Here is a 21490-nt window from a genome sequence, read left to right on the forward strand (position 1 = left end):
CGTATGAACGGCTACTGCCGATTCTGCCTCAATGGAGGAATCGGTGGAATCCGCGTCCGGAGTACGGCGGGCGGACGGGGGTGGAACACCGGGACCGTGCCGTGCGCGGGGCGGGGACGGCGGCCGGCCCGGGCGGGGGCCGACCGCCGGGAGCCGACCGCCGCAGGCTCGCGGCGGGGGCGGGGTGGCGGGGGCGGGGGCGGGAGCCGCCTCAGCGGCGGAGGTCCACCAGGACGGGGGGCCCGCCCTGGCCCCGTACGGAGGTGACGGACAGCACCGCGTGCCCGGCGGGGACGGAGTGCGCCAGCTCGGACGCCGACCAGCGCTCGCGCTCCACCTTGCGCACGGTCACGGACTGGGTGGTCACCGCCTTCCCCGTGACCACCTTCCGGATGAAGTGCAGGACCTTGGTGAACGGCTCGTCCGAGATGATCTGCCGGTCGGTGACGTCCCGCGTCTCCACCCACTCCGTGCCCCACACCTCGGCGAACCGCGCCCCGTCCCAGGTCGTCACCCCGGCGTAGGCCATCCGGCAGCCGACGGCGCCGAGCAGCGCGCTGCGCAGGGCGTCGGGGACGTCGTCGAGGGTGCGGAGGGTGAGCACGGCACCGGCGTTGGCGGAACGGAGCCGCTGGATGCCGCGCAGCGCCTCGGGGGTGATGGTGTGCGAGGCGTCGTCGAGGACGAGACACGCGAAGAGCGAACGGTCGGCGCGGCCGACGGCGCATTCGGTGAACTGCGCCAGCACCAGCCGCGCCAGCATCCGTGACGCCTCGGCGTGGCCGCGTTCGGGGAGGTCGATCCGGACGCGCAGCGGATGTTCGAGGGCGCGCAGCGAGAACGGGCGGCGGTCGCCCGCGGTGTCGAAGAAGTCGGCGAAGGCGGGCCGGTCCAGCAGCGCGATCCGGTCGGCGAGCAGCGCGCCCGCGTCACCGGGCGCCCCCGACTGACGCACCCGCGCCTCCAGCTCGCGCGCCTGGGCGCGCTCCCCGGCGGCGTCGAGCGCGTCACGGAGCGCGCCGACGGCGGTCTTGGAACCGTCGAGCAATTCGCGCAGCTCGGGCACGGAGGGGAAGCGCCCGTGGGCGGCACGGTAGGGGCCGAGCAGCTGGGCCAGCGCGGTGGCGGCCCGGCGGCTGTCCCCGCCGGGAAGCGAGGCGGCCATGTCGCCGATGAGGGCCTCGGCGAGGATGCCGGCTGCCTCGTCGGGGTCGGTGGTGCCGCCGTAGAGGTCGAAGTCGTAGGCGGAATCGGGGCGGCCGATCTTCACGACCACGTCGAACGCCTCGTCCCTGCCGAGCCCCGCACCCGCGGGACCCACGGCGACGACGGCGGTCTGCCCGGCGAGCGCCTGGAGACACAGCGACTCCGTGACCGGCCGCACCAGCCGCCCGGTCTTCCCCGCACCGGGCGGCCCGACGGCGAGCAGCGAGGTGCCGAGCACATCGGGGTCGAGGGCGAGGCCGGCGCCGCGGTGGTGGTAGGGGTTGCGGGGGTCCTCGGGGGCGGTGCCGATGCGGACCTGGTGGGCGAGGAGATCGTGGTGCGCGGTGCGGGCGGGCAGGTCACGGGCGCCGGAGGGGTGACCGTGGGCGGCGGCGCCGTGGCGCAGCACGGTGTCGGTGAAGGCGGCGAGCGAGTTCCTCCCGGCCCGCACGGACTGCCAGGCGCGCTCGATCCGGGCGTGATCGACGTCGTTCATCGCCCCGGCCCGCGCCTCGGCCGCCAGCCGGTCGGCCGCACTGTGCGCCCCGGCCGCCCGCAGATGCGGCCACTCGGCGGGATCGGTCTCAGGACGGGCGGCGCCCGGCGCGGCGGCACCACTCGGCTGGGCACCGGGGTCGTCCCAGGCGCGGCGGAAGAGGGGGGCGACATAACGGCGGAAGACTTCGCCCCAGTGGCCGACGCGGCCGAAGATGACGGCGATGGCGCAAGCGACGAGGGCTTCGTAGCCGTACTGGGCCCACCAGCCCGGCCCCATCACCTGTCCTCCGCGCTCGTACCAGGCATCTGGAGTGAGGAGGTACAGCGGCCAGTACCAGTAGCCCCCCAGATAGCCGTTGTAGAGCAATGACCAGGCCAGCCAACCGCAGAGAGCCGAGATCAACGCGCCGCTGAGGAGTCGGCGCCCGGGAATCCGGTCAGGGTCCTCCGGGGGCTTCGGCTTGTGCCCGTACGTCCAGACCCCCGGCTCCGCCTCGGGGCGGGCGGCGCGCAGCCAGGTGACGAAGGACGGACGTGCGGCGGCCGCCGGGACCGTGGCGGGAGGCGTCGAAGGCGGGGCGGGCGGCGCAGGCGGCATCGGCGGAGGACCCGCGGGGCGGCTCGCAGGCGGCACCGGATACGGGTGTGGGGGGGTGGGGGGTGGGACCGCGTCGCGCCGCGTACCGCGTGGATCGAACGTGCCCTCGGTGTCCATGTGCTGCCCCTTGCCCCCTGACCGGCTGTGCCTGTGCTGATGCGCACCGCTCAATCTAGTGTTCCCGCCCGGGGAGTTCAGCGACCCCGGGCGGTACGGGGCGGTACGACCCGTACCGTCCCGCACCCGAGCCCCTCCCCCACCACGGCCGCCGCTATGGCCGCAGCGGACAACGCAACACGCGTACTGCTACCGAACGGAACATGCCTGATCCGCTTCCGCGCGCCTAGCCTGCGAAGAAGCGACCGACTGCCTTCGTTTCAGGCATGTGAAGCATTTACGGCAGTTCTGATAATCGAGGCATGACACACCCTTGCCCCTCCTCTCCCTGGAGCACCTCATGACCGCACAGTCCGGAGGCCCGTCCCTCCCCCAGGAGCGCCGCGTCGTCACCGCGATCCCCGGCCCGAAGTCCCAGGAGCTGCTCGCCCGCAAGACCGCCGCGGTCGCCGACGGGGTCGGCAACGTGCTGCCGGTCTTCACCGTGCGCGCGGGCGGCGGGGTGATCGAGGACGTGGACGGGAACTCGCTCATCGACTTCGGCTCCGGTATCGCCGTGACCTCCGTCGGCTCCAGCGCGGAGGCCGTCGTACGCCGGGCCTCGGCGCAGCTTGCCGACTTCACCCACACCTGTTTCATGGTCACGCCCTACGAGGGCTATGTGGAGGTCTGTGAGGAGCTGGCCGAGCTCACCCCGGGCGACCACGCCAAGAAGTCGGCGCTGTTCAACTCCGGCGCCGAGGCGGTGGAGAACGCGGTGAAGATCGCCCGCGCGTACACCAAGCGCCAGGCGGTCGTGGTCTTCGACCACGGCTACCACGGCCGCACCAACCTCACCATGGCGCTCACCGCCAAGAACATGCCGTACAAGCACGGCTTCGGGCCCTTCGCGCCCGAGGTCTACCGCGTACCGCTGGCCTACCCCTACCGCTGGCTGACCGGTGCCGAGAACTGCGCCGAGGAGGCCGCGGCACAGGCCATCGACATGATCAGCAAGCAGGTCGGGGCGGAGAACGTGGCCGCGATCGTCATCGAGCCGATCGCGGGCGAGGGCGGCTTCATCGAGCCCGCCAAGGGCTTCCTGCCCCGGATCCAGGAGTTCGCCCGCGCCAACGGCATCGTCTTCGTCGCGGACGAGATCCAGACCGGCTTCTGCCGCACCGGCCAGTGGTTCGCCTGTGACGACGAGGGTGTCGTCCCGGACCTGATCACCACCGCCAAGGGCATCGCGGGCGGTCTGCCGCTCGCCGCCGTCACCGGCCGCGCCGAGATCATGGACGCGGCGCACGCCGGCGGCCTCGGCGGCACCTACGGCGGTAACCCGGTGGCCTGCGCCGCCGCGCTCGGCTCGATCGAGACCATGCGCGAGCAGGACCTCAACGCCAAGGCCCGGCGGATCGAGGAGGTCATGAAGGGCCGCCTCTCCGCGATGCAGGAGAAGTACGACATCATCGGCGACCTCCGCGGGCGTGGCGCGATGATCGCGATCGAGCTGGTGAAGTCCGGCACCAAGGACCCCGACCCCGAGGTGACCGCCGCCGTCGCCAAGGCGTGCCACGCCGCCGGCCTGGTCGTTCTGACCTGCGGAACCTACGGCAACGTCCTGCGTTTCCTGCCCCCGCTGGTGATCGGCGAGGAGCTGCTCAACGAGGGTCTGGACATCATCGAGAGCGCCTTCGGCGAGCTGTGACCGTGGGTGAGCGACGGGCGGCGTGAAGAAGATGTGCGGGGCCGATGACAGGAGGGTGATCGGCCTGTCGGGCGGGGCTCCGCTGCCGTACGGTCATTGCAGATGAGAGAAACACCCCGCTCGCAGGGGACTGCGGGCGACGCCGAGCCGGTGCTTCCCCAGCCCCGACCCGGCCGTGCCCTCGCGCACACCACTGGAGCTTCGGGCTCCGGATCTCCTCACCGATCGGATGGCCGCCCGCCCCAAACCCCCCGGGGCGCGCGGCACCCCGGTCGCCACGGCGGCCCCGGAACCACCCCCCCTGTTCCGGGGCCGCCGACTGTTCTCCCTCCTTCCCGGACACCTTCCTCCCGGACGTTCCCGTCCCGGGCGCTGTTCGTCCCCGCCGCGCTGCTCGTCCTGCTCGCGCTGTGCACCTGGCAGATCGTCCGCCACGGTCCGCTGCGCTCCCTGGACGAGCGGCTCGGCCGGGCGATCGCCGGATCCCCGTTCCCCTCCCCCGTCGCCGGGTTCCTCGCGGACCTCGGCAATACGGCGGTGGCACTCCCGGTGCTCGGCGCGGCCCTGGTGTGGTCACTGTGGTGCGCCCGGCGTATGGGGGCGGTCCGCTGGTGGCTCCCGGCACTGGCCGCCACGGTGGCGATGGCCCTGGTCCCGGCGCTGGTCATCCCGTTCAAGGCGCTGGTCGACCGCCCGGGTCCGCCGGGACCGCTGGCGGGTGAGAGCGGCTTCTTCCCCTCCGGGCATACCGCGACGGCCGCCGTCGCCTATGGCGCGGCGGCCCTCCTGCTGTACCCGCGCCCGGGACAAGGGCAGGGGCAGGGACAAAGGCAGCGGCGGGCCCTCTTCGCGGCCGTCACCCTCCTCAACGCCGGGGTGGGCGTGGGTCTGGTCCGGTGCGCGTACCACTGGCCGCTCGATGTGGTCGCCGGCTGGTGTCTGACCGGCGCTCTGCTGTGGACGGTGGCCCGGCTCAGCCGTGCGGACGGTACGGCGGCGGGGCCGGAGCCCGGTGGATCCCCCACCGCGCCCCGGCCCCGCACCGGCCCGTAGCTCCGGACGGACCTCAGCTGTCGAAGCCCAGCCCGACCTTGTCCATCGCCTTCAGCCACAGGTTCCGGCGGCCGCCGTTCTCATCGGCCCGGGTCATCGACCACTGGGTGATCCCGATGCCCGCCCAGCGCACCGGCTCCGGCGGGAACGGCAGCGGCTTGCTGCGCACCATCTCCAGCCGGGTGCGTTCGGTGTCTTCACCGCCGAGCAGATCGAGCATCACGTCCGCGCCGAACCGGGTCGCCCCCACACCGAGACCGGTGTAGCCGAGGGCGTACGCCACCCGGCCACCGTGCGCGCTGCCGAAGAACGCGGAGAACCGCGAACAGGTGTCGATCGCGCCGCCCCAGGCGTGGCTGAAGCGCAACCCCTCCAGTTGCGGGAAGCAGCGGAAGAAGTGCTGGGCGAGGGTGCGGTAGGTCGCCGGGTGGTGGTCGTACTCGGCGCGTACCCGGCCGCCGTAGCGGTAGATGATGTCGTAGCCGCCCCACAGGATGCGGTGGTCGGCGGTGATGCGGAAGTAGTGGAAGTGGTTGTTGGTGTCGCTCAGCCCCTGCCGCCCCTTCCAGCCGATCGCGTCGAGCTGCTCCTCGGTGAGCGGCTCGGTCATCAGCGCATGGTCGTAGACGGGGACGACATACGGGCGGACGCGGCGCATCAGCGCGGGGAAGGCGTTGGTGGCGAGCGCCACCTGACGGGCGCGCACCCGGCCGTAGGGGGTGCGCACGGCCATGGCAGCCCCGGCGCCCGCCAGCCGTTCGGCCGGGGTGTGCTCATAGATCCGTACGCCGAGCTCGATACAGGCGCGCTTGAGTCCCCAGGCCAGCTTGGCGGGGTGCACCATCGCCACGCCCCGGCGGTCCCACAGACCCGCGAGGAAGGTCGGTGAGTCGACCTCGGCGCGTACCGCGTCGCGGTCCAGGAACTGCTGCTCGCCGACGCCGAGCCGGGCGGCCAGTTCGGCGGTCTCGCGCAGTTCCTCGATCTGGTGGGGCTCGGTGGCCACGTCGATCTCGCCGGTGCGCTCGAAGTCGCAGTCGATGCCGTAGCGGCTGACGGCGGCCCCGATCTCGTCGAGGTTCTGGTGGCCGAGCCGTTCGAGTTCGGCCTGCTCACCGGGCCAGCGGGCCAGTCCGTTGCCCAGACCGTGGGTGAGGGAGGCCGCGCAGAAGCCGCCGTTGCGCCCGGAGGCGGCCCAGCCGACCTCCTGGCCCTCCAGCAGGACCACGTCCCGCGCGGGGTCGCGCTCCTTGGCGATCAGGGCGGTCCACAGTCCGCTGTAGCCGCCGCCGATGACCAGCAGATCACAGGTCTCCTCCCCGACGAGGGCGGGACGGGCCCGGGGCCGGCCGGGGTCCTCCAGCCAGTACGGGGTGTACGCGGCGTCGGCCAGCGATTCCAGGGCGGACGGTCCGGGGGTGCTGCCCCCGGCAGAGCGCGTCATGGCGTCAGCGGCCATGGTTCTCAGCTCCTCTTGCGGCGGTTTCCGGCCAGTTGGCCTGCGAGGACGCACAGCACCGCGATGGCGAACATCGCCGTTCCGATCACATTGATCTGGACCGGGGTGCCGCGCTGCGCGGATCCCCACACGAACATGGGGAAGGTCACGGTCGATCCGGCGTTGAAGTTGGTGATGATGAAGTCGTCGAAGGAGAGCGCGAAGGACAGCAGCGCACCGGCGGCGATACCGGGAGCGGCGATCGGCAGGGTGACGCGCAGGAAGGTCTGCGCCGGGGAGGCGTAGAGGTCCTGGGCAGCCTGTTCCAGCCGCGGGTCCATGCTCATCACACGCGCTTTGACGGCCGTCACGACGAAGCTCAGACAGAACATGATGTGGGCGATGAGGATCGTCCAGAAGCCGAAGTCCACGCCCATGTTGAGGAAGAGGGTGGCCAGCGAGGCGGCCATGACCACCTCGGGCATGGCCATCGGCAGGAAGATCAGGCTGTTGACGGCCGGCCGCGCCCGGAAGCGGTAGCGGGCCAGCGCGAACGCGATCATGGTGCCCAGAACGGTGGCGCCGATGGTCGCCCACACCGCGATCTTCAGGCTCAGCGAGAGCGAACCGCACATGTCGGCCACGCCGCAGGGGTCGGTCCAGGCATCGGTGGAGAACCGCTGCCACTCGTAGTTGAACCGTCCGTTGGGCTTGTTGAAGGAGAAGACCAGGACGACCACATTGGGCAGGATCAGGTACGCCAGCGTGCCGAGCCCCGCGACGACGACCAGGTTGCGTCGTATCCAGCGTGTCAGAGCCATCAGACCAGGTCCTCCGTCCCGGACTTGCGGATGTAGACGGTGACCATCGCGAGGATCGCCGCCATGAGGATGAAGGACAGCGCCGCTGCCGTCGGATAGTCGAGGACCCGCAGGAACTGCGACTGGATGACGTTGCCGACCATCTTCTGGTCGGTGGAGCCCAGCAGTTCGGCGTTGATGTAGTCGCCCGCGGCCGGGATGAAGGTGAGCAGGGTGCCCGCGACGACACCCGGCATGGACAGCGGGAAGGTCACCTTGCGGAAGGTGGTGAAGGGCTTGGCGTACAGGTCCCCGGCCGCCTCGTGCAGCCTGCCGTCGATGCGCTCCAGCGAGCTGTAGAGCGGCAGGATCATGAAGGGCAGGAAGTTGTAGGTCAGACCGCAGACCACGGCCAGCGGAGTGGCCAGCACCCGCTCGCCCTCGGTGATCCCCAGCTGACTGGTGATGTCCAGGATGTGCAGTGAGTTCAGCACCTCGACCACCGGACCGCTGTCGGACAGGATGGTCTTCCAGGCCAGCGTGCGGATCAGGAAGCTGGTGAAGAACGGCGCGATGACCAGGATCATCACCAGGTTGCGCCAGCGTCCCGCGCGGAACGCGATGAGGTACGCCAGCGGATAGCCGAGCAGCAGACAGAGCACGGTGGCGGTCGCCGCGTAGATGACCGAGCGCAGGAACTGCGGGTAGTACTCGGTCAGCGCGTCCCAGTAGGTCTGGAAGTGCCAGGTGACCTTGAAGCCCTCTTCGAGGGAGCCGGTCTGGACCGAGGTGGACGCCTGGTAGACCAGCGGTGCCGCGAAGAAGATCACCAGCCAGAGGATGCCGGGGAGCAGCAGCCAGTACGGGACCAGCTTCTTGCGGCGCGCGGCCTTGGCGACGCCCGCGGGGGCCGGGGGCGGGGCCGGTGGCGCCGTCTCGGGGGCGGTGGTCGCGCTCACGCGGCCTCCTCGTCCAGCTGCGTGCCGGCGTCGATGTCCTGCGTGGCGTCGAGGCCGAAGGTGTGCGCCGGATTCCAGTGCAGGACGACCTCGGCACCGGGGACCAGGCGGGAGTCGCGCTCGATGTTCTGCTCGTAGACGGCGAACTCGGAGCAGACCGGGGTGTCGATCACGTACTGCGTGGAGACGCCGATGAAGCTGGAGTCCGCGATCCGGCCGGTGATCCGGTTGCGCCCGTCGGGGATGGTGCCAGCGTCCTCGGCGTGGGTGAGGGAGATCTTCTCGGGGCGTATCCCGACCAGCACGGTGTCACCGGTGCGCGCCGGGGCGCTGCATCGGGCGGCGGGCAGGGCGAGTTTGCCGCCCTCGGTGGTCAGCACCAGGTCGCCGCCGCTGGTGTCGGCGACCTCGGCCTCGATGAGGTTGGAGGTGCCCAGGAAGTTGGCGACGAAGGTGGTGCCGGGGTTCTCGTAGAGCTCGGCGGGGGCGCCCTGCTGCTCGACGCGGCCGCCGTTCATCACCGCGACCTGGTCGGCCATGGTCATGGCCTCCTCCTGGTCGTGGGTGACATGGACGAAGGTGATGCCGACCTCGGTCTGGATGCGCTTGAGCTCGAGCTGCATCTGACGGCGCAGCTTGAGGTCGAGCGCGCCCAGCGGCTCGTCGAGGAGCAGCACCTTCGGGTGGTTGATCAGGGCTCGGGCGACGGCGACGCGCTGCTGCTGGCCGCCGGAGAGCTGCTGGGGTTTGCGGCGGGCGAAGTCACCGAGCTGGACCAGCTCCAGCATCTCGTCGACCTGCTTCTTCACCGACTTGATACCGCGTCTGCGCAGCCCGAAGGCGACGTTCTCGTAGATGTCGAGGTGCGGGAAGAGGGCGTAGCTCTGGAAGACGGTGTTGACCGGCCGCTTGTGCGGGGGCAGGGCGGTGACGTCGTTCCCGGCGAGTTCGACGATGCCGCTCGTGGGGTCCTCCAGGCCCGCGATCATGCGCAGGGTGGTGGTCTTGCCGCATCCGGAGGCGCCGAGCAGGGCGAAGAAGGAGCCGGCGGGGATGTGCAGGTCGAGCGGGTGGACGGCGGTGAAGGACCCGTAGGTCTTGCTGATCCCGGTGAGACGGACGTCGCCGCCGGTGGAGGGCTGCTGGGTCATGGCTGGGGTCTTCCTCGCTTATCAGGCGCCGGTGAGCTTGGCGAACTTGTCCTCGAATGCCGTCTCTTCCTTGCTCGACAGCAGGCGGAAGGCATGGGACTTGGCGGCCATCTCGTCGTCCGGGAGGATCAGCGGGTTGTTCGCCAGATCCTTGTCGATCTTCGCGAGTTCGGCGCGTACGCCGTCGACCGGGCATACGTAGTTGATGTACGCGGCGATCTTCGCGGCGACCTTGGGCTCGTAGTAGTAGTCGATGAGCCGTTCGGCGTTCTTCTTGTGGCGCGCCTTGCTGGGGATCAGCAGGTTGTCGGTGGCGGTCATGTAGCCCGCGTCCGGGATGGTGAACTCGATCTCCGGGTTGTCCGCCTGGAGCTGGATGAGGTCACCGGCCCAGGCGACGCATGCGGCGAGGTCGCCCTTGGTGAGGTCGCCGGTGTAGTCGTTGCCGGTGAACCGGCGGATCTGGCCGCGGTCGGCGGCCTTCTGGATCCGGGCGATGGCGGCCTCGTACTCGTCGGTGGTGACGGTCTCGGGGCGTTTGCCCATGTCCAGCAGGGTGAGCCCGACGGTGTCACGCATCTCGGTCAGCATCCCGACCCGGCCCTTGAGCTTGGGGTCGTCCAGGAGCTGGGAGATGGAGGTGACCTTGCGGCCGCCGGTGGCCTTCTTGTTGTAGGCGATGACGGCGGGGATGCCGGTCCACGGGTAGGAGTGCGCGCGGCCCGGGTCCCAGTCGGGGTTGCGGAAGCCCTCGGCCAGGTTGGTGTACGCGTGCGGCAGGTTGGAGGCGTCGAGCTGCTGCATCCAGCCGAGCCGGATCATCCGCCCGGCCAGCCAGTCGGTGACGCAGATGAGGTCGCGTCCGGTCTCCTGGCCCGCGGCGAGCTGGGGCTTGATCTTCCCGAAGAACTCGACGTTGTCGTTGATGTCCTCGGTGTACTTCACCTTGATGCCGGTACGGCGCTCGAACTCGTCGAGCGTGGGACGGCGCTTGTCGTCCGTCTCGTCCATGTACTCGGTCCAGTTGGAGAAGTTGACCTGCTTCTCCTCGGCGGAGTGGTCATCGGAGGCGCCTTGCGCCTCGGTCCGCCCCGCGGGCGGGATGCCGCAGCCGCTCAGTGCGCCGAGCCCGCCGATGGCGAACGCCCCCGCGCCACCGGCGCGCAGCAGGTTGCGGCGGGACAGCGCCATCCGGCCGCTGGTCATGCTGCGGCGCATCGCGGCGATCTGAGGTGGGGACAGGCTCTCGGGCTCGTGGGTTGGTTCCATGAAGCTGTGCCTTTCGAGGTGTCGGCCGGTCTCAGCCGGACGGAGGCCACTCGCGGTGGCCGCACGAATCAGGTCTGTCGGTCCCCGAAGACCGTGCGGTGCCAGTCCTTGCGGGCCTCCGCCGTGTTGTCGAACATCACATGCTTGACCTGCGTGTACTCCTCGAAGGAGTACGCCGACATGTCCTTGCCGTAGCCGGAGGCGCGCATCCCGCCGTGCGGCATCTCGCTGATGATCGGGATGTGGTCGTTGATCCAGACACATCCGGCCTTGATCTCGCGGGTGGCGCGGTTCGTCCGGTAGACATCGCGGCTCCAGGCGGAGGCGGCGAGACCGTAGGGGGTGTCATTGGCCAGGGCCAGACCCTCGTCATCGCTGTCGAAGGGCAGCACGACCAGGACCGGACCGAAGATCTCGGACTGGACGATCTCGCTGTCCTGTGCGGCGCCGGTGATGAGGGTCGGCCGGTAGTAGGCGCCCTTGGCGAGGTCGCCACCGGGGGCCTCACCGCCCGTGACGACGGTGGCGTAGCCGCGGGCCCGCTCGACGAAGCCCGCGACGCGGTCGCGTTGCGCATGCGAGATGAGCGGACCGAGGTCGGTGTGCGGATCGAAGGGGTCGCCGAGACGGACGGTGGCCATCAGATCGGCGACGGCGGCCACGAAAGCGTCGTACAGCGGGCGCTGGACATAGGCGCGGGTGGCGGCGGTGCAGTCCTGGCCGCTGTTGATCAGGGCGCCCGCGACGGCGCCGTGGGCGGCGGCCTCGACGTCCGCGTCGTCGAAGACGACGAACGGCGCCTTGCCGCCCAGTTCGAGGTGGAGCCGCTTGACGGTGGCGGTGGCCAGTTCGGCCACCCGCTTGCCGACCCCGGTCGATCCGGTGAAGGAGGTCATGGCCACGCCGGGGTGGCCGACCAGGTGTTCCCCGGCCTCCGGTCCGGTGCCGGTGACGATGTTGACCACACCGTCCGGGATACCCGCCTCGGTGGCCGCCTGCGCGAACATCAGCGAGGTCAGCGGGGTGAGCTCGGCGGGCTTGAGAACGATCGTGTTGCCCGCGGCGATGGCCGGGAGGACCTTCCACGCCGCCATCTGGAGCGGATAGTTCCAGGGGGCGATGGAGCCGACGACACCGATCGGCTCGCGACGGACGTACGAGGTGTGGTCACCGCTGTACTCGGCGGCGGCCTTGCCCTCCAGATGACGGGCGGCGCCCGCGAAGAAGGCGGTGTTGTCGACGCTGCCGGGGACGTCGAACTCGGCGCTGAGCTTGATCGGCTTGCCGCACTGCAGCGACTCGGCGTAGGCGAGTTCACCCGCCCGCTCCCCGAGCGCCGCGGCGAACCGGTGCATGGCGTCCGAACGTTCACCGGGGGTGGCGCCCGCCCATACCGGGAAGGCGGCCCGTGCCGCCGCCACGGCGTCGTCGACATCGGCCGCACCGGCGAGCCGGTAGGTGTACACCTGCTCGCCGGTGGCCGGGTCCACGACCGCATGTATGCGTTCCGAGCCGCCTGTGCGCAACCGGCCCGCGATGTACTGCGCACCCTGGGCGAACCGCTCCGTCACATCGAACCGCTGATCCATCGCGTGCTCTCCTCCGCCGCTCGCCCCGTGGGGCACGGCGTCGCTCCAACCGGAATCGAAGGCCGATCCTGACAGAGGACCTTCGCTTCAACAAGGGATTCCGTTGTTGCTTTTTAGTTTCGCGACGGATTCGGTGATCGGGTAGGGCCAGAGGTCACCGATTCCGGGCTAGAAGACCGAGTCGATGGCGGCATCCAGCGCGGCAAGGTAAATGGCCGGGATGACGATGCCGAGAATGCCGCAGACCAGCCCGGCGGTGGCCGAGCCCCCGTTGGCCGCCTCGCCCCGGCCGACCTTGCCCTTGCCGATGGCTCCGAAGATGATCGCGAGGATGCCGAGGATGATCGCGAAGACCCACAAGAAGTAGGTGATTCCGCAGACCAGGCCGATGATGCCGCAGACCAGCGCGGCGGTGCCCATCCCGTTGCTCTGCTGCATCGGCATCCCGGTCTGGCCCGGGTAGACCGGCGGCGCGGCGGGGTAGCCGCCGCCTCCCGCGGGGTACTGCGGCGGGGGCGGCGGCTGGAACCCCTGCTGGGGCGCCGGGTGGGACTGATTGGGGTCGTACGGGCCGTGCTGCGGGCCCGGAGTGCTGGTGGACATGCGGTCTCCCCTCCTGGTGAATATCGGGCAATGTTATGGGCATGACGCACCCCTGGTCAGCCGAGCTGCGCTGCCCGGTGGTGACGTCGGCGGCGGGTGCGAGAATCCCCGGCATGGAGACGAACGGGGTGACGGGGCGGGCGGACGGTGGCCCCCGGTCCGTCGAGGAGCTGATGGAGCTCATCGCGCGTGGTGAGCGCGTGAAGTACGTCTGGTTCTGGGGTCACCGGCCGCGGCCGGACGGCAGCGTGGGACCGGGCTGCTTCAGCCAGTGGTGGCCGTCACCGTTCACCGTGGACGGCGTCACGTACGCCACCGCGGAGCACTGGATGATGGCCGGGAAGGCCCGGCTGTTCGGGGACGCCGACGCCGAGCGGCGGGCGCTGGCGGCGGGCCACCCCAAGCAGGCCAAGGACGCGGGCCGCACGGTGCGCGATTTCGACGAGGCGGTCTGGCGGGAGCACCGCTTCCGGCTCGTGGCCGAGGGCAGCGTGCACAAGTTCGGACACCATCCGGAGCTGCGGGAGTACCTGCTGGGCACCGGGTCGCGGGTGCTGGTCGAGGCGAGCCCGATGGACCGGGTGTGGGGCATCGGGCTCGCGGCGGACGACGAGCGGGCCGCGGATCCGGCTCGCTGGCGCGGGCTGAACCTGCTGGGCTTCGCGCTGATGGAGGCCCGTCAGCGGCTCATGGCGGCCGGGGCGGCGGATCCGGGGGACGGCACCACCAGGACGGCCGCGGTGTCGTCGTAGGGGTCGTAGGGATCGTCGTCGTCCTCGTCCGCGGCGATGTAGACGAAGATCATCAGCACACTCGCCACGATGGCGATCACTCCGAGGATCAGCCCGGCCAGGGCCATCCCCCCGTTGGTCGCCTCCCCGGTGGCCGCCTTGGTGCGGCCGAGCGCGCCGAAGACGATCCCGAGCACCCCGAGGACGATGCCGAACACGACGCTGAAGCAGAGGACCAGACCGACGATGCCGAGCACCAGGGCGGCCGTGCCGTGACCGTTGTTCGGGAGGTATCCGCCGCCCGGCGCGTAGGGACCGGCCGGACCCGGGTAGCCGCCCGGGTGACCGTAGCCGGGCACCCCGTACGGCGCGGGCTGCCCGTAGGACGCCGCGCCCGCGTAGGGGCCCGGCTGCCCGCCGTGTCCGACGGTGCCGTACGGCCCGCCCGGGTACGCGCTGGGGGTGCCGGGGCCGGTCGGCGCGGGCGGCGGCGGGGGCACCGCGCCCGGCGGGGGCGCGGGGGGCGGCGGGCCGGGCACGCCCCGCGGCGGCAGGGGCGGCAGTCCGGGGGTCGAGGTGACCGTCGGCTGGTCGGCCACCGAGGGCCGCGGCGACGGCTTGTCCAGCGGCACGCGCTGCGCCGGCGGGGCCCACGGGTCACGGTCGCGCGGCTCCGGCTGCCGGGCCGATCCGGGCTCCGGCGCCGCTCCCCCGCCATCCTGTCGGCCGGGCCGGTCGTGCTCGTCGGACATGGATCTCCCCCCTGCGATGTCCGCCCATGCTACGGCCTTCGACGGCCCTGCCGAGCACCCCTTTACGATGACCGGAGTCCGCCATAGACAGCCGTCTCCCGGAGGTTTCGTTGACCGATCTCAGCACGTTCATCGCCGGACTGCCCAAGGCGGAACTCCACGTCCACCACGTCGGGTCGGCGTCGCCGCGCATCGTGGCCGAACTCGCCGCCCGGCACCCGGACTCCGCGGTGCCCACCGACCCCGAGGCGCTCGCCGACTACTTCGTCTTCCAGGACTTCGCCCACTTCATCGAGGTCTACCTCTCCGTGGTGGACCTGATCCGGGACGCCGAGGACGTACGGCTGCTCACCTACGAGATCGCCCGTGACATGGCGCGGCAGCACATCCGCTACGCCGAGCTGACCGTGACCCCCTACAGCTCCACCAGCCGCGGCATCCCGGACGCCGCCTTCGTCGAGGCCATCGAGGACGCCCGCAAGAGCGCCGAGGCCGATTTCGGCACCGTGCTGCGCTGGTGCTACGACATCCCCGGCGAGGCCGGTCTGGCGGCCGCCGAGGAGACCGCCAGGATCGCCTGCGACCTGCGCTCCGAGGGACTGGTCAGCTTCGGTCTCGGCGGTCCGGAGGTCGGGGTGCCGCGGCCCCAGTTCAAGCCGTACTTCGACCGCGCCATCGCCGCCGGGCTGCACAGCGTGCCGCACGCGGGCGAGACCACCGGACCGCAGACGATCTGGGACGCGCTCAACGAGCTGCGGGCGGAGCGCATCGGCCACGGCACCAGCGCCGTACAGGACCCGAAGCTGCTCGCCCACCTCGCCGAGCACCGCATCCCGCTGGAGGTGTGCCCGACCTCCAACATCGCCACGCGCGCGGTCGCCACCCTCGACGAGCACCCGATCCGGCAGATGGTCGAGGCCGGGGTGCTCGTCACCATCAACAGCGACGACCCGCCGATGTTCGGCACCGACCTCAACACCGAGTACGAGGTGGCCGCGCGGCTGCTCGGCCTGGACGCGGCCGGGGTCGCGGCCCTGGCCAAGAACGCGGTCGAGGCGTCCTTCCTGGACGCCGAGGGCAAGGCGCGGCTCGGCGCGGAGATCGACGCCTACACGGCGGTCGCGGGCCGATGACCGCGCCGGGCGGGGCCTGCGTCCCGGTCGGCCACCGCGGCGACCCCTACGTCCACCGCGAGAACACCCTGATGTCGGTCGCCTCCGCGGTGGCCGCCGGGGCGGGCGCCGTGGAGATCGACGTACGGCTCACCCGGGACGGGGTGCCGGTCCTGCTCCACGACGCCACGCTCAAGCGGCTGTGGGGCCATGACCGCCCGCTGTCCGGACTGACCGCCGAGGCGGTGCGGGAGCTGACCGGCGGCCGGGTGCCGACCCTGCGGGAGGCCCTGGCCTCGGCCGACTCGGCACGGCTGCTGATCGATCTGCCCGACCCGGCGGCGGCCCCGGCCGCCGTGGACGCGGTGCGCGCGAGCGGAGCGGGCCACCGGGTGTACTACTGCGGGGCGCTGGGCGCCCTGCGCACCGTGCGCCGCGCCGACCCGGACGCCGAGATCGCGCTGACCTGGACGACGCTGGCGCCGCCCCGTCCGGAGCTGCTCTCCGCGCTGCGCCCCCGGTGGCTCAACTACCGCTTCGGACTGGTCTCACCGGAGCTGGTGGCCCGCCACCACGCCGACGGACTGCTGGTCTCGGCCTGGACCGCCGACACCCGCCGGTCGATGTCCCGGCTGCTGCGCGCGGGCGTCGACGCGATCACCACCAATCGCGTCGGCGCCCTCTGCGCCCTGCTCGACCGCCGCTGAGGGCCGACCACGGAGGGGCACGGACGCGGGATGCGTCCGTGCCCCTCGGGGTCTTGCGGGAACTGCCCGGGATGCCGCGGGATCAGCCGTCCAGCGACGTCATCACGTGCTTGATCCGGGTGTAGTCCTCGAACCCGTAGGCCGACAGGTCCTTGCCGTAACCGGACTTCTTGAAGCCGCCGTGCGGCATCTCGGCGACCAGCGGGATGTGGGTGTTGATCCACACACAGCCGAAGTCCAGGGCCTTGGACATCCGCATCGCGCGGGCGTGGTCCTTGGTCCACACCGACGAGGCGAGCGCGTACTCCACGCCGTTGGCGTAGGAGACGGCCTGGGCCTCGTCCGAGAAGGACTGGACGGTGATGACCGGGCCGAAGACCTCGTGCTGGACGATCTCGTCGTCCTGCTTGAGGCCGGAGACCACGGTCGGCGCGTAGAAGTAGCCCTTGTCGCCGACCCGGTGGCCGCCCGCCTCGACCTTGGCGTGCGCGGGCAGCCGGTCGATGAAGCCGCTGACCTGGGCCAGCTGGTTGGCGTTGTTCAGCGGGCCGAAGAGCACGTCCTCGTCGTCCGGGGCACCGGTCCTGGTCTCCGACGCGGCCTTGGCCAGAGCGCTCACGAACTCGTCGTGGATGGACTCGTGGACCAGGACGCGGGTGGCCGCCGTACAGTCCTGACCGGCGTTGAAGAAGCCCGCGACCGAGATGTCCTCGACCGCCTTGGCGATGTCGCTGTCCTCGAAGACCACGACGGGCGCCTTGCCGCCGAGCTCCAGGTGGACCCGCTTGAGGTCCTTCGAGGCGCTCTCGGCGACCTGCATACCGGCGCGCACCGACCCGGTGATGGACGCCATGGCGGGCACGGAGTGCTCGACCATCAGCCGTCCGGTCTCGCGGTCACCGCAGACGACGTTGAACACACCCTGCGGATGGCCCAGTTCCGCCAGCACCCCGCCGATGATCTCGGCCATCAGCACGGTGGAGGCCGGAGTGGTGTCCGAGGGCTTGATGACGACGGTGTTGCCCGCGGCGAGCGCCGGGGCGAACTTCCACACGGCCATCATCATCGGGTAGTTCCAGGGCGCGACCTGCGCGCACACCCCGATCGGCTCCCGCCGGATGATCGAGGTGAGTCCGTCCATGTACTCACCGGCCGAGCGGCCCTCGAGCATCCGGGCCGCGCCCGCGAAGAAGCGGATCTGGTCGACCATCGGCGGGATCTCCTCGTCCCGCGTGAGGCCGATCGGCTTGCCGGTGTTCTCGGACTCGGCGGCGATCAGTTCCTCCGCGCGCGCCTCGAAGGCATCGGCGACCTTCAGCAGCACCTTCTGCCGCTCGCCGGGCACCAGGTCGCGCCACGCGGGGAAGGCGGCCTCCGCGGCGGCCATCGCCGCGTCCACGTCCGCCGCTCCGGAGAGCGGGGCGGTGGCGTACGGCTCGCCCGTGGCCGGGTTGACCACCTCCGTGGTCCGCCCGTCCGCGGCGTCCCGGAACTCTCCGTCGATGTAGTTGCGCAGACGACGCAGTTCGGTGGTCACGTTGCCACCCCTCCTAGTCAGCTGTCTTGATGGGTGAGACGTCCACCCTAATCTGCGGGACGACGCTTTCAACATACCCGCCACACCAGAACAACGGAATCAGTGATCTGAGGGTGCCTGGACGACGAATTTCATCGGTTGAGGGTTGCGAGACAGCCGACCCTCGTGCACAGTGAGGGTCGTGGCCACACCTGACAAGAACGGCACGCCGTCGATCGACTCCGTCTCCCTGGCGATCATCGAGCAGCTCCAGGAGGACGGACGCCGGCCGTACGCCGCCATCGGAAAGGCCGTGGGTCTGTCCGAGGCGGCCGTGCGGCAGCGCGTGCAGAAGCTGCTCGACCAAGGCGTGATGCAGATCGTCGCCGTCACCGATCCTCTCACTGTGGGGTTCCGGCGCCAGGCGATGGTCGGCATCAACGTCAACGGTGACCTCGATCCGGTCGCGGACGCGCTGACCGGGATGGACGAGGTCGAGTACGTGGTCGTCACCGCGGGCTCCTTCGATCTCCTCATCGAGATCGTCTGCGAGGACGACGATCACCTCCTCGAAACGATCAACAAGCGGATCCGTACGCTGCCCGGCGTGCGCTCCACCGAGAGCTTCGTCTACCTCAAGCTCCGGAAGCAGACCTATACCTGGGGAACGAGATAGCAATGAGCGCCGACCTCTCCAAGACGGCGTACGACCACCTGTGGATGCACTTCACCCGCATGTCGTCGTACGAGAACTCCCCCGTGCCCACGATCGTGCGCGGTGAGGGCACGTACATCTACGACGACAAGGGCAAGCGGTACATCGACGGGCTGGCCGGCCTCTTCGTGGTCAACGCCGGCCACGGCCGCGTCGAACTCGCGGAGACCGCGTACAAGCAGGCCCAGGAGCTCGCCTTCTTCCCGGTGTGGAGCTACGCCCACCCCAAGGCCGTCGAGCTCGCCGAGCGGCTGGCCCACCAAGCCCCCGGCGACCTCAACAAGGTCTTCTTCACCACCGGCGGCGGCGAGGCGGTCGAGACCGCCTGGAAGCTGGCCAAGCAGTACTTCAAGCTCATCGGCAAGCCCACCAAGTACAAGGTGATATCCCGGGCGGTGGCCTACCACGGCACCCCGCAGGGCGCCCTGTCCATCACCGGACTGCCGGGGCTCAAGGCCCCGTTCGAGCCGCTGGTGCCGGGTGCGCACAAGGTGCCCAACACCAACATCTACCGGGCGCCGATCCACGGTGACGACCCCGAGGCGTTCGGCCGCTGGTGCGCCGACCAGATCGAGCAGCAGATCCTCTTCGAGGGCCCGGACACGGTGGCCGCGGTCTTCCTGGAGCCGGTGCAGAACGCGGGCGGCTGCTTCCCGCCGCCGCCGGGGTACTTCCAGCGGGTCCGCGAGATCTGCGACCAGTACGACGTGCTGCTGGTCTCCGACGAGGTCATCTGCGCCTTCGGACGGCTGGGCACCACCTTCGCCTGTGACAAGTTCGGCTACGTCCCGGACATGATCACCTGCGCCAAGGGCATGACCTCGGGCTACTCCCCGATCGGCGCATGCATCGTCTCCGACCGGCTCGCCGAGCCCTTCTACCGGGGCGACAACACCTTCCTGCACGGCTACACCTTCGGTGGCCACCCGGTCTCGGCCGCGGTCGGCGTCGCCAACCTCGACATCTTCGAGCGCGAGGGCCTCAACCAGCATGTGCTGGACAACGAGGGCGCGTTCCGCTCCACGCTGGAGCGGCTGCACGATCTGCCGATCGTCGGCGATGTCCGGGGCAACGGCTTCTTCTACGGCATCGAGCTGGTGAAGGACAAGCACACCAAGGAGTCCTTCAACGAGGAGGAGACCGAGCGGATCCTCTACGGCTTCCTCTCCAAGGCGCTCTTCGAGAACGGCCTGTACTGCCGCGCCGACGACCGTGGTGACCCGGTCGTGCAGCTCGCGCCGCCGCTGGTCGCCGACCAGTCGGTGTTCGACGAGATCGAGCAGGTGCTGCGCGGTGTCCTGACCGAGGCGTGGGCCAAGCTCTGACCCCCGTGCGGGCGGTGCGGGGTCCTCACCCCAGGCCCCTCACCCCCGCGCCCCGGGGAACCCTCGACGGCGGTCCCCTCACCGCCACTTGAGGGCGAACCACAACTCCATACGGACGTCCGCGTCGGTCAGGTCCGCCCCCAACAGGGCCGCCGCACGGGCGATCCGCTGCCGGACCGTATTGCGGTGGACCTCCAGGGCCACCGCGGTACGGTCCCAGCTGCCGTGCAGCGACAGCCACACCCGCAGCGTCTCCAGGAGCGCGGGTGAGCCCTCCAGCGGGGCCAGCAGCGCCCGGCCCAGCGCTCCCGCCTCCGCCGGGTCCACCAGTGAGGCCACCCCGTCGGCCCGGTCCGGCGCGTGCCGCGCGACCGCCTTCCGGCCGGCCACCGCCCGGCGCAGCGCGCGGTCGGCGTCCGCCGCGCCGCGTGCCAGGTCCGCGGCCGGTACCGGCGCTGCGGCGCCCAGCGTCCAGCCGGGCTGGGCGCGTACCGGCCCGTCGCCGGGGACCAGGGCGTACAGCTCGTCCCCGGTCAGGTCGACCAGTGGTGTGCCGAGCCCCGCCGCAAGCGCCGCGGCGGCCAGCGGGCGCGGACCGCCGTCGCCCGCGCGGCCCCGGCGCCGGCCGCGGACGACCGTCCATGTGCCCCCGTCCGCCGCCCCGGCGGACTCCTCCCCCGCGCCCGTCAGGGAACTCCGGACCAGCCCCGCGACCTCGTCGGGGGCGGCGCCGAGCAGCAGCCGCACCAGGGCCGCGGTCCGGTCGGTCTCGGCGCCGGCGGTCCGGCGCCCGGTGAGCAGTGCGAGCAGGACGACGGCGAGTCCGATGACGGCCCCGTTCGCCCCGTCCGCCGCGTCACGGCGCGGAGCGCACACCCCGAGCGCGAGCCGCCGTTCCGCGTGCCCCAGACCGTAGGCGCTCAGGTGCAGCGGGGCGCCGTCCGCGTCCGGCGCGGTGTCCGCGGCCGAGGACAGCCCGGGCCGCAGCCGGGCGGCGAGCGCGCCCAGCGCGGTACGGGCCGGGAGCGGCGGACGCGGCCCCTCGTCGGCCAGTTCGGCGCCGTCCGGGCCGTGCAGGACCGCCCAGACGCCCAGGTGGCGGCTGAGGCGGCGCAGTACGGCGGGGACGGGGTGCGGACGGGCGGCGGCCGTGGCGAGGGACTGCTGCGCCTCGGTGATCCGGCGCAGCTCGTGGTGGCGGCGCTCGGCCATGGCGTCCCACACCGCGCTGGCGACGGCCGTGAACGTGGTCTCCCGCGCCACTTCCACCAGCGGCAGCCCGTGCCGGTCGCACGCCTCGGCCAGCGCCCGTGGCACCGTCTGGTGCACCGGCGCGATCCCGAAGCCGAGCGCCGCCGCGCCCGCCTGGACCGTGCGGGCGACATAGCGGTCCCACGCGTCGGCGGTGCCCTCCTGGGCCGGGGTGTGCACCCCGGCGCTGAGCAGCAGCTCCCCGCCGAGCAGATACGGCACGGGGTCCTCCATCTCGCTGGTGTGCACCAGGTACACCCAGGTCTCCGTCCCGCGCGGGCCCGCGACCTGGCGCAGTCCGAGCGCGGGGTGGGCGAGCAGGGCGGAGAGCGGGACGGGGGCGGTGGGGGGTACGCGGTCGTTCCGCACCAGGGGGCCTCCCCGATGATGTGGCTGGATGGTTCCTACAC

At 71.3% G+C, this 21490-nt stretch carries 18 protein-coding genes; 7 read left to right on the forward strand and 11 right to left on the reverse strand.

Translation table 11 applies throughout. The features are described 5' to 3' along the window. Nucleotides 1-211 precede the first annotated feature (211 nt). The gene (locus tag NMK44_RS20275; protein ID WP_254745091.1) at nucleotides 212-2419 is read right to left on the reverse strand and encodes an ATP-binding protein; all 2208 of its coding nucleotides are present in this window, start codon (nucleotides 2417-2419) and stop codon (nucleotides 212-214) included. Nucleotides 2420-2759: 340 nt separating this feature from the next. Between NMK44_RS20275 and gabT the strand changes: the two genes are divergently transcribed. After that, nucleotides 2760-4109 carry a 4-aminobutyrate--2-oxoglutarate transaminase gene (gene gabT, locus NMK44_RS20280; protein WP_254745093.1) on the forward strand — a complete coding sequence of 450 codons (1350 nt, stop codon included), beginning with the start codon at nucleotides 2760-2762 and terminating at the stop codon, nucleotides 4107-4109. A 102-nt stretch (nucleotides 4110-4211) separates the two neighbouring features. Then, entirely contained in the window at nucleotides 4212-5162 is a 951-nt protein-coding gene (locus NMK44_RS20285; RefSeq protein WP_254745095.1) for a phosphatase PAP2 family protein, read from the forward strand. Nucleotides 5163-5175: 13 nt separating this feature from the next. On the opposite strand, the gene NMK44_RS20290 is transcribed toward NMK44_RS20285, so the two are convergent. From NMK44_RS20290 to NMK44_RS20320, 7 genes are all read right to left on the reverse strand, one after another. Further along, the gene (locus NMK44_RS20290; RefSeq protein WP_254745097.1) at nucleotides 5176-6621 is read right to left on the reverse strand and encodes an NAD(P)/FAD-dependent oxidoreductase; all 1446 of its coding nucleotides are present in this window, start codon (nucleotides 6619-6621) and stop codon (nucleotides 5176-5178) included. A gap of 5 nt (nucleotides 6622-6626) precedes the next feature. Further along, nucleotides 6627-7421 carry an ABC transporter permease gene (locus NMK44_RS20295; protein WP_254745099.1) on the reverse strand — a complete coding sequence of 265 codons (795 nt, stop codon included), beginning with the start codon at nucleotides 7419-7421 and terminating at the stop codon, nucleotides 6627-6629. Beyond that, nucleotides 7421-8359, reverse strand: coding sequence for an ABC transporter permease (locus NMK44_RS20300; RefSeq protein WP_254745101.1), 939 nt, complete (start codon nucleotides 8357-8359; stop codon nucleotides 7421-7423). Before NMK44_RS20300 ends, NMK44_RS20295 begins: the two co-directional genes overlap by 1 nt. Then, on the reverse strand, nucleotides 8356-9510 hold the full coding sequence (locus tag NMK44_RS20305) for an ABC transporter ATP-binding protein (RefSeq protein WP_254745103.1): 1155 nt from the start codon (nucleotides 9508-9510) through the stop codon (nucleotides 8356-8358). Before NMK44_RS20305 ends, NMK44_RS20300 begins: the two co-directional genes overlap by 4 nt. A 21-nt stretch (nucleotides 9511-9531) precedes the next feature. After that, nucleotides 9532-10779 carry a polyamine ABC transporter substrate-binding protein gene (locus NMK44_RS20310; protein ID WP_254745105.1) on the reverse strand — a complete coding sequence of 416 codons (1248 nt, stop codon included), beginning with the start codon at nucleotides 10777-10779 and terminating at the stop codon, nucleotides 9532-9534. A gap of 68 nt (nucleotides 10780-10847) precedes the next feature. Further along, the gene (locus tag NMK44_RS20315; protein WP_254745107.1) at nucleotides 10848-12368 is read right to left on the reverse strand and encodes a gamma-aminobutyraldehyde dehydrogenase; all 1521 of its coding nucleotides are present in this window, start codon (nucleotides 12366-12368) and stop codon (nucleotides 10848-10850) included. A 168-nt stretch (nucleotides 12369-12536) separates the two neighbouring features. Beyond that, nucleotides 12537-12971 carry a DUF4190 domain-containing protein gene (locus NMK44_RS20320; protein WP_254745108.1) on the reverse strand — a complete coding sequence of 145 codons (435 nt, stop codon included), beginning with the start codon at nucleotides 12969-12971 and terminating at the stop codon, nucleotides 12537-12539. A 113-nt stretch (nucleotides 12972-13084) separates the two neighbouring features. Between NMK44_RS20320 and ybiA the strand changes: the two genes are divergently transcribed. Beyond that, nucleotides 13085-13723 carry a riboflavin biosynthesis intermediates N-glycosidase gene (gene ybiA / locus NMK44_RS20325; RefSeq protein ID WP_374215311.1) on the forward strand — a complete coding sequence of 213 codons (639 nt, stop codon included), beginning with the start codon at nucleotides 13085-13087 and terminating at the stop codon, nucleotides 13721-13723. Here ybiA and NMK44_RS20330 read toward each other — a convergent pair. Continuing rightward, on the reverse strand, nucleotides 13651-14454 hold the full coding sequence (locus NMK44_RS20330) for a DUF4190 domain-containing protein (protein WP_254745110.1): 804 nt from the start codon (nucleotides 14452-14454) through the stop codon (nucleotides 13651-13653). The two genes, ybiA and NMK44_RS20330, sit on opposite strands and share 73 nt — an antisense overlap. A gap of 110 nt (nucleotides 14455-14564) precedes the next feature. Between NMK44_RS20330 and NMK44_RS20335 the strand changes: the two genes are divergently transcribed. Next, nucleotides 14565-15587, forward strand: coding sequence for an adenosine deaminase (locus NMK44_RS20335; protein ID WP_254745111.1), 1023 nt, complete (start codon nucleotides 14565-14567; stop codon nucleotides 15585-15587). Then, nucleotides 15584-16273, forward strand: a complete 690-nt coding sequence (locus tag NMK44_RS20340; RefSeq protein WP_254745112.1) for a glycerophosphodiester phosphodiesterase — start codon at nucleotides 15584-15586, stop codon at nucleotides 16271-16273. Before NMK44_RS20335 ends, NMK44_RS20340 begins: the two co-directional genes overlap by 4 nt. 82 nt (nucleotides 16274-16355) lie before the next feature. Here the strand turns inward: NMK44_RS20340 and NMK44_RS20345 are convergent, their stop codons facing one another. Continuing rightward, a complete protein-coding gene (locus NMK44_RS20345) occupies nucleotides 16356-17810 on the reverse strand; it encodes a gamma-aminobutyraldehyde dehydrogenase (protein ID WP_254745114.1) in 1455 nt (484 codons plus the stop codon). 181 nt (nucleotides 17811-17991) lie between these two features. Here NMK44_RS20345 and NMK44_RS20350 point away from each other — a divergent pair, with 181 nt between their 5' ends. Further along, nucleotides 17992-18465 carry an Lrp/AsnC family transcriptional regulator gene (locus tag NMK44_RS20350; RefSeq protein ID WP_254745116.1) on the forward strand — a complete coding sequence of 158 codons (474 nt, stop codon included), beginning with the start codon at nucleotides 17992-17994 and terminating at the stop codon, nucleotides 18463-18465. 2 nt (nucleotides 18466-18467) lie between these two features. Next, the gene (locus NMK44_RS20355; RefSeq protein WP_254745118.1) at nucleotides 18468-19829 is read left to right on the forward strand and encodes an aspartate aminotransferase family protein; all 1362 of its coding nucleotides are present in this window, start codon (nucleotides 18468-18470) and stop codon (nucleotides 19827-19829) included. Nucleotides 19830-19907: 78 nt separating this feature from the next. Here the strand turns inward: NMK44_RS20355 and NMK44_RS20360 are convergent, their stop codons facing one another. After that, nucleotides 19908-21449, reverse strand: coding sequence for a PucR family transcriptional regulator ligand-binding domain-containing protein (locus NMK44_RS20360; protein ID WP_254745120.1), 1542 nt, complete (start codon nucleotides 21447-21449; stop codon nucleotides 19908-19910). Nucleotides 21450-21490 lie beyond the last annotated feature (41 nt).

The organism is Streptomyces cucumeris (genome assembly GCF_024295805.1).
GTDB lineage: Bacteria > Actinomycetota > Actinomycetes > Streptomycetales > Streptomycetaceae > Streptomyces > Streptomyces cucumeris.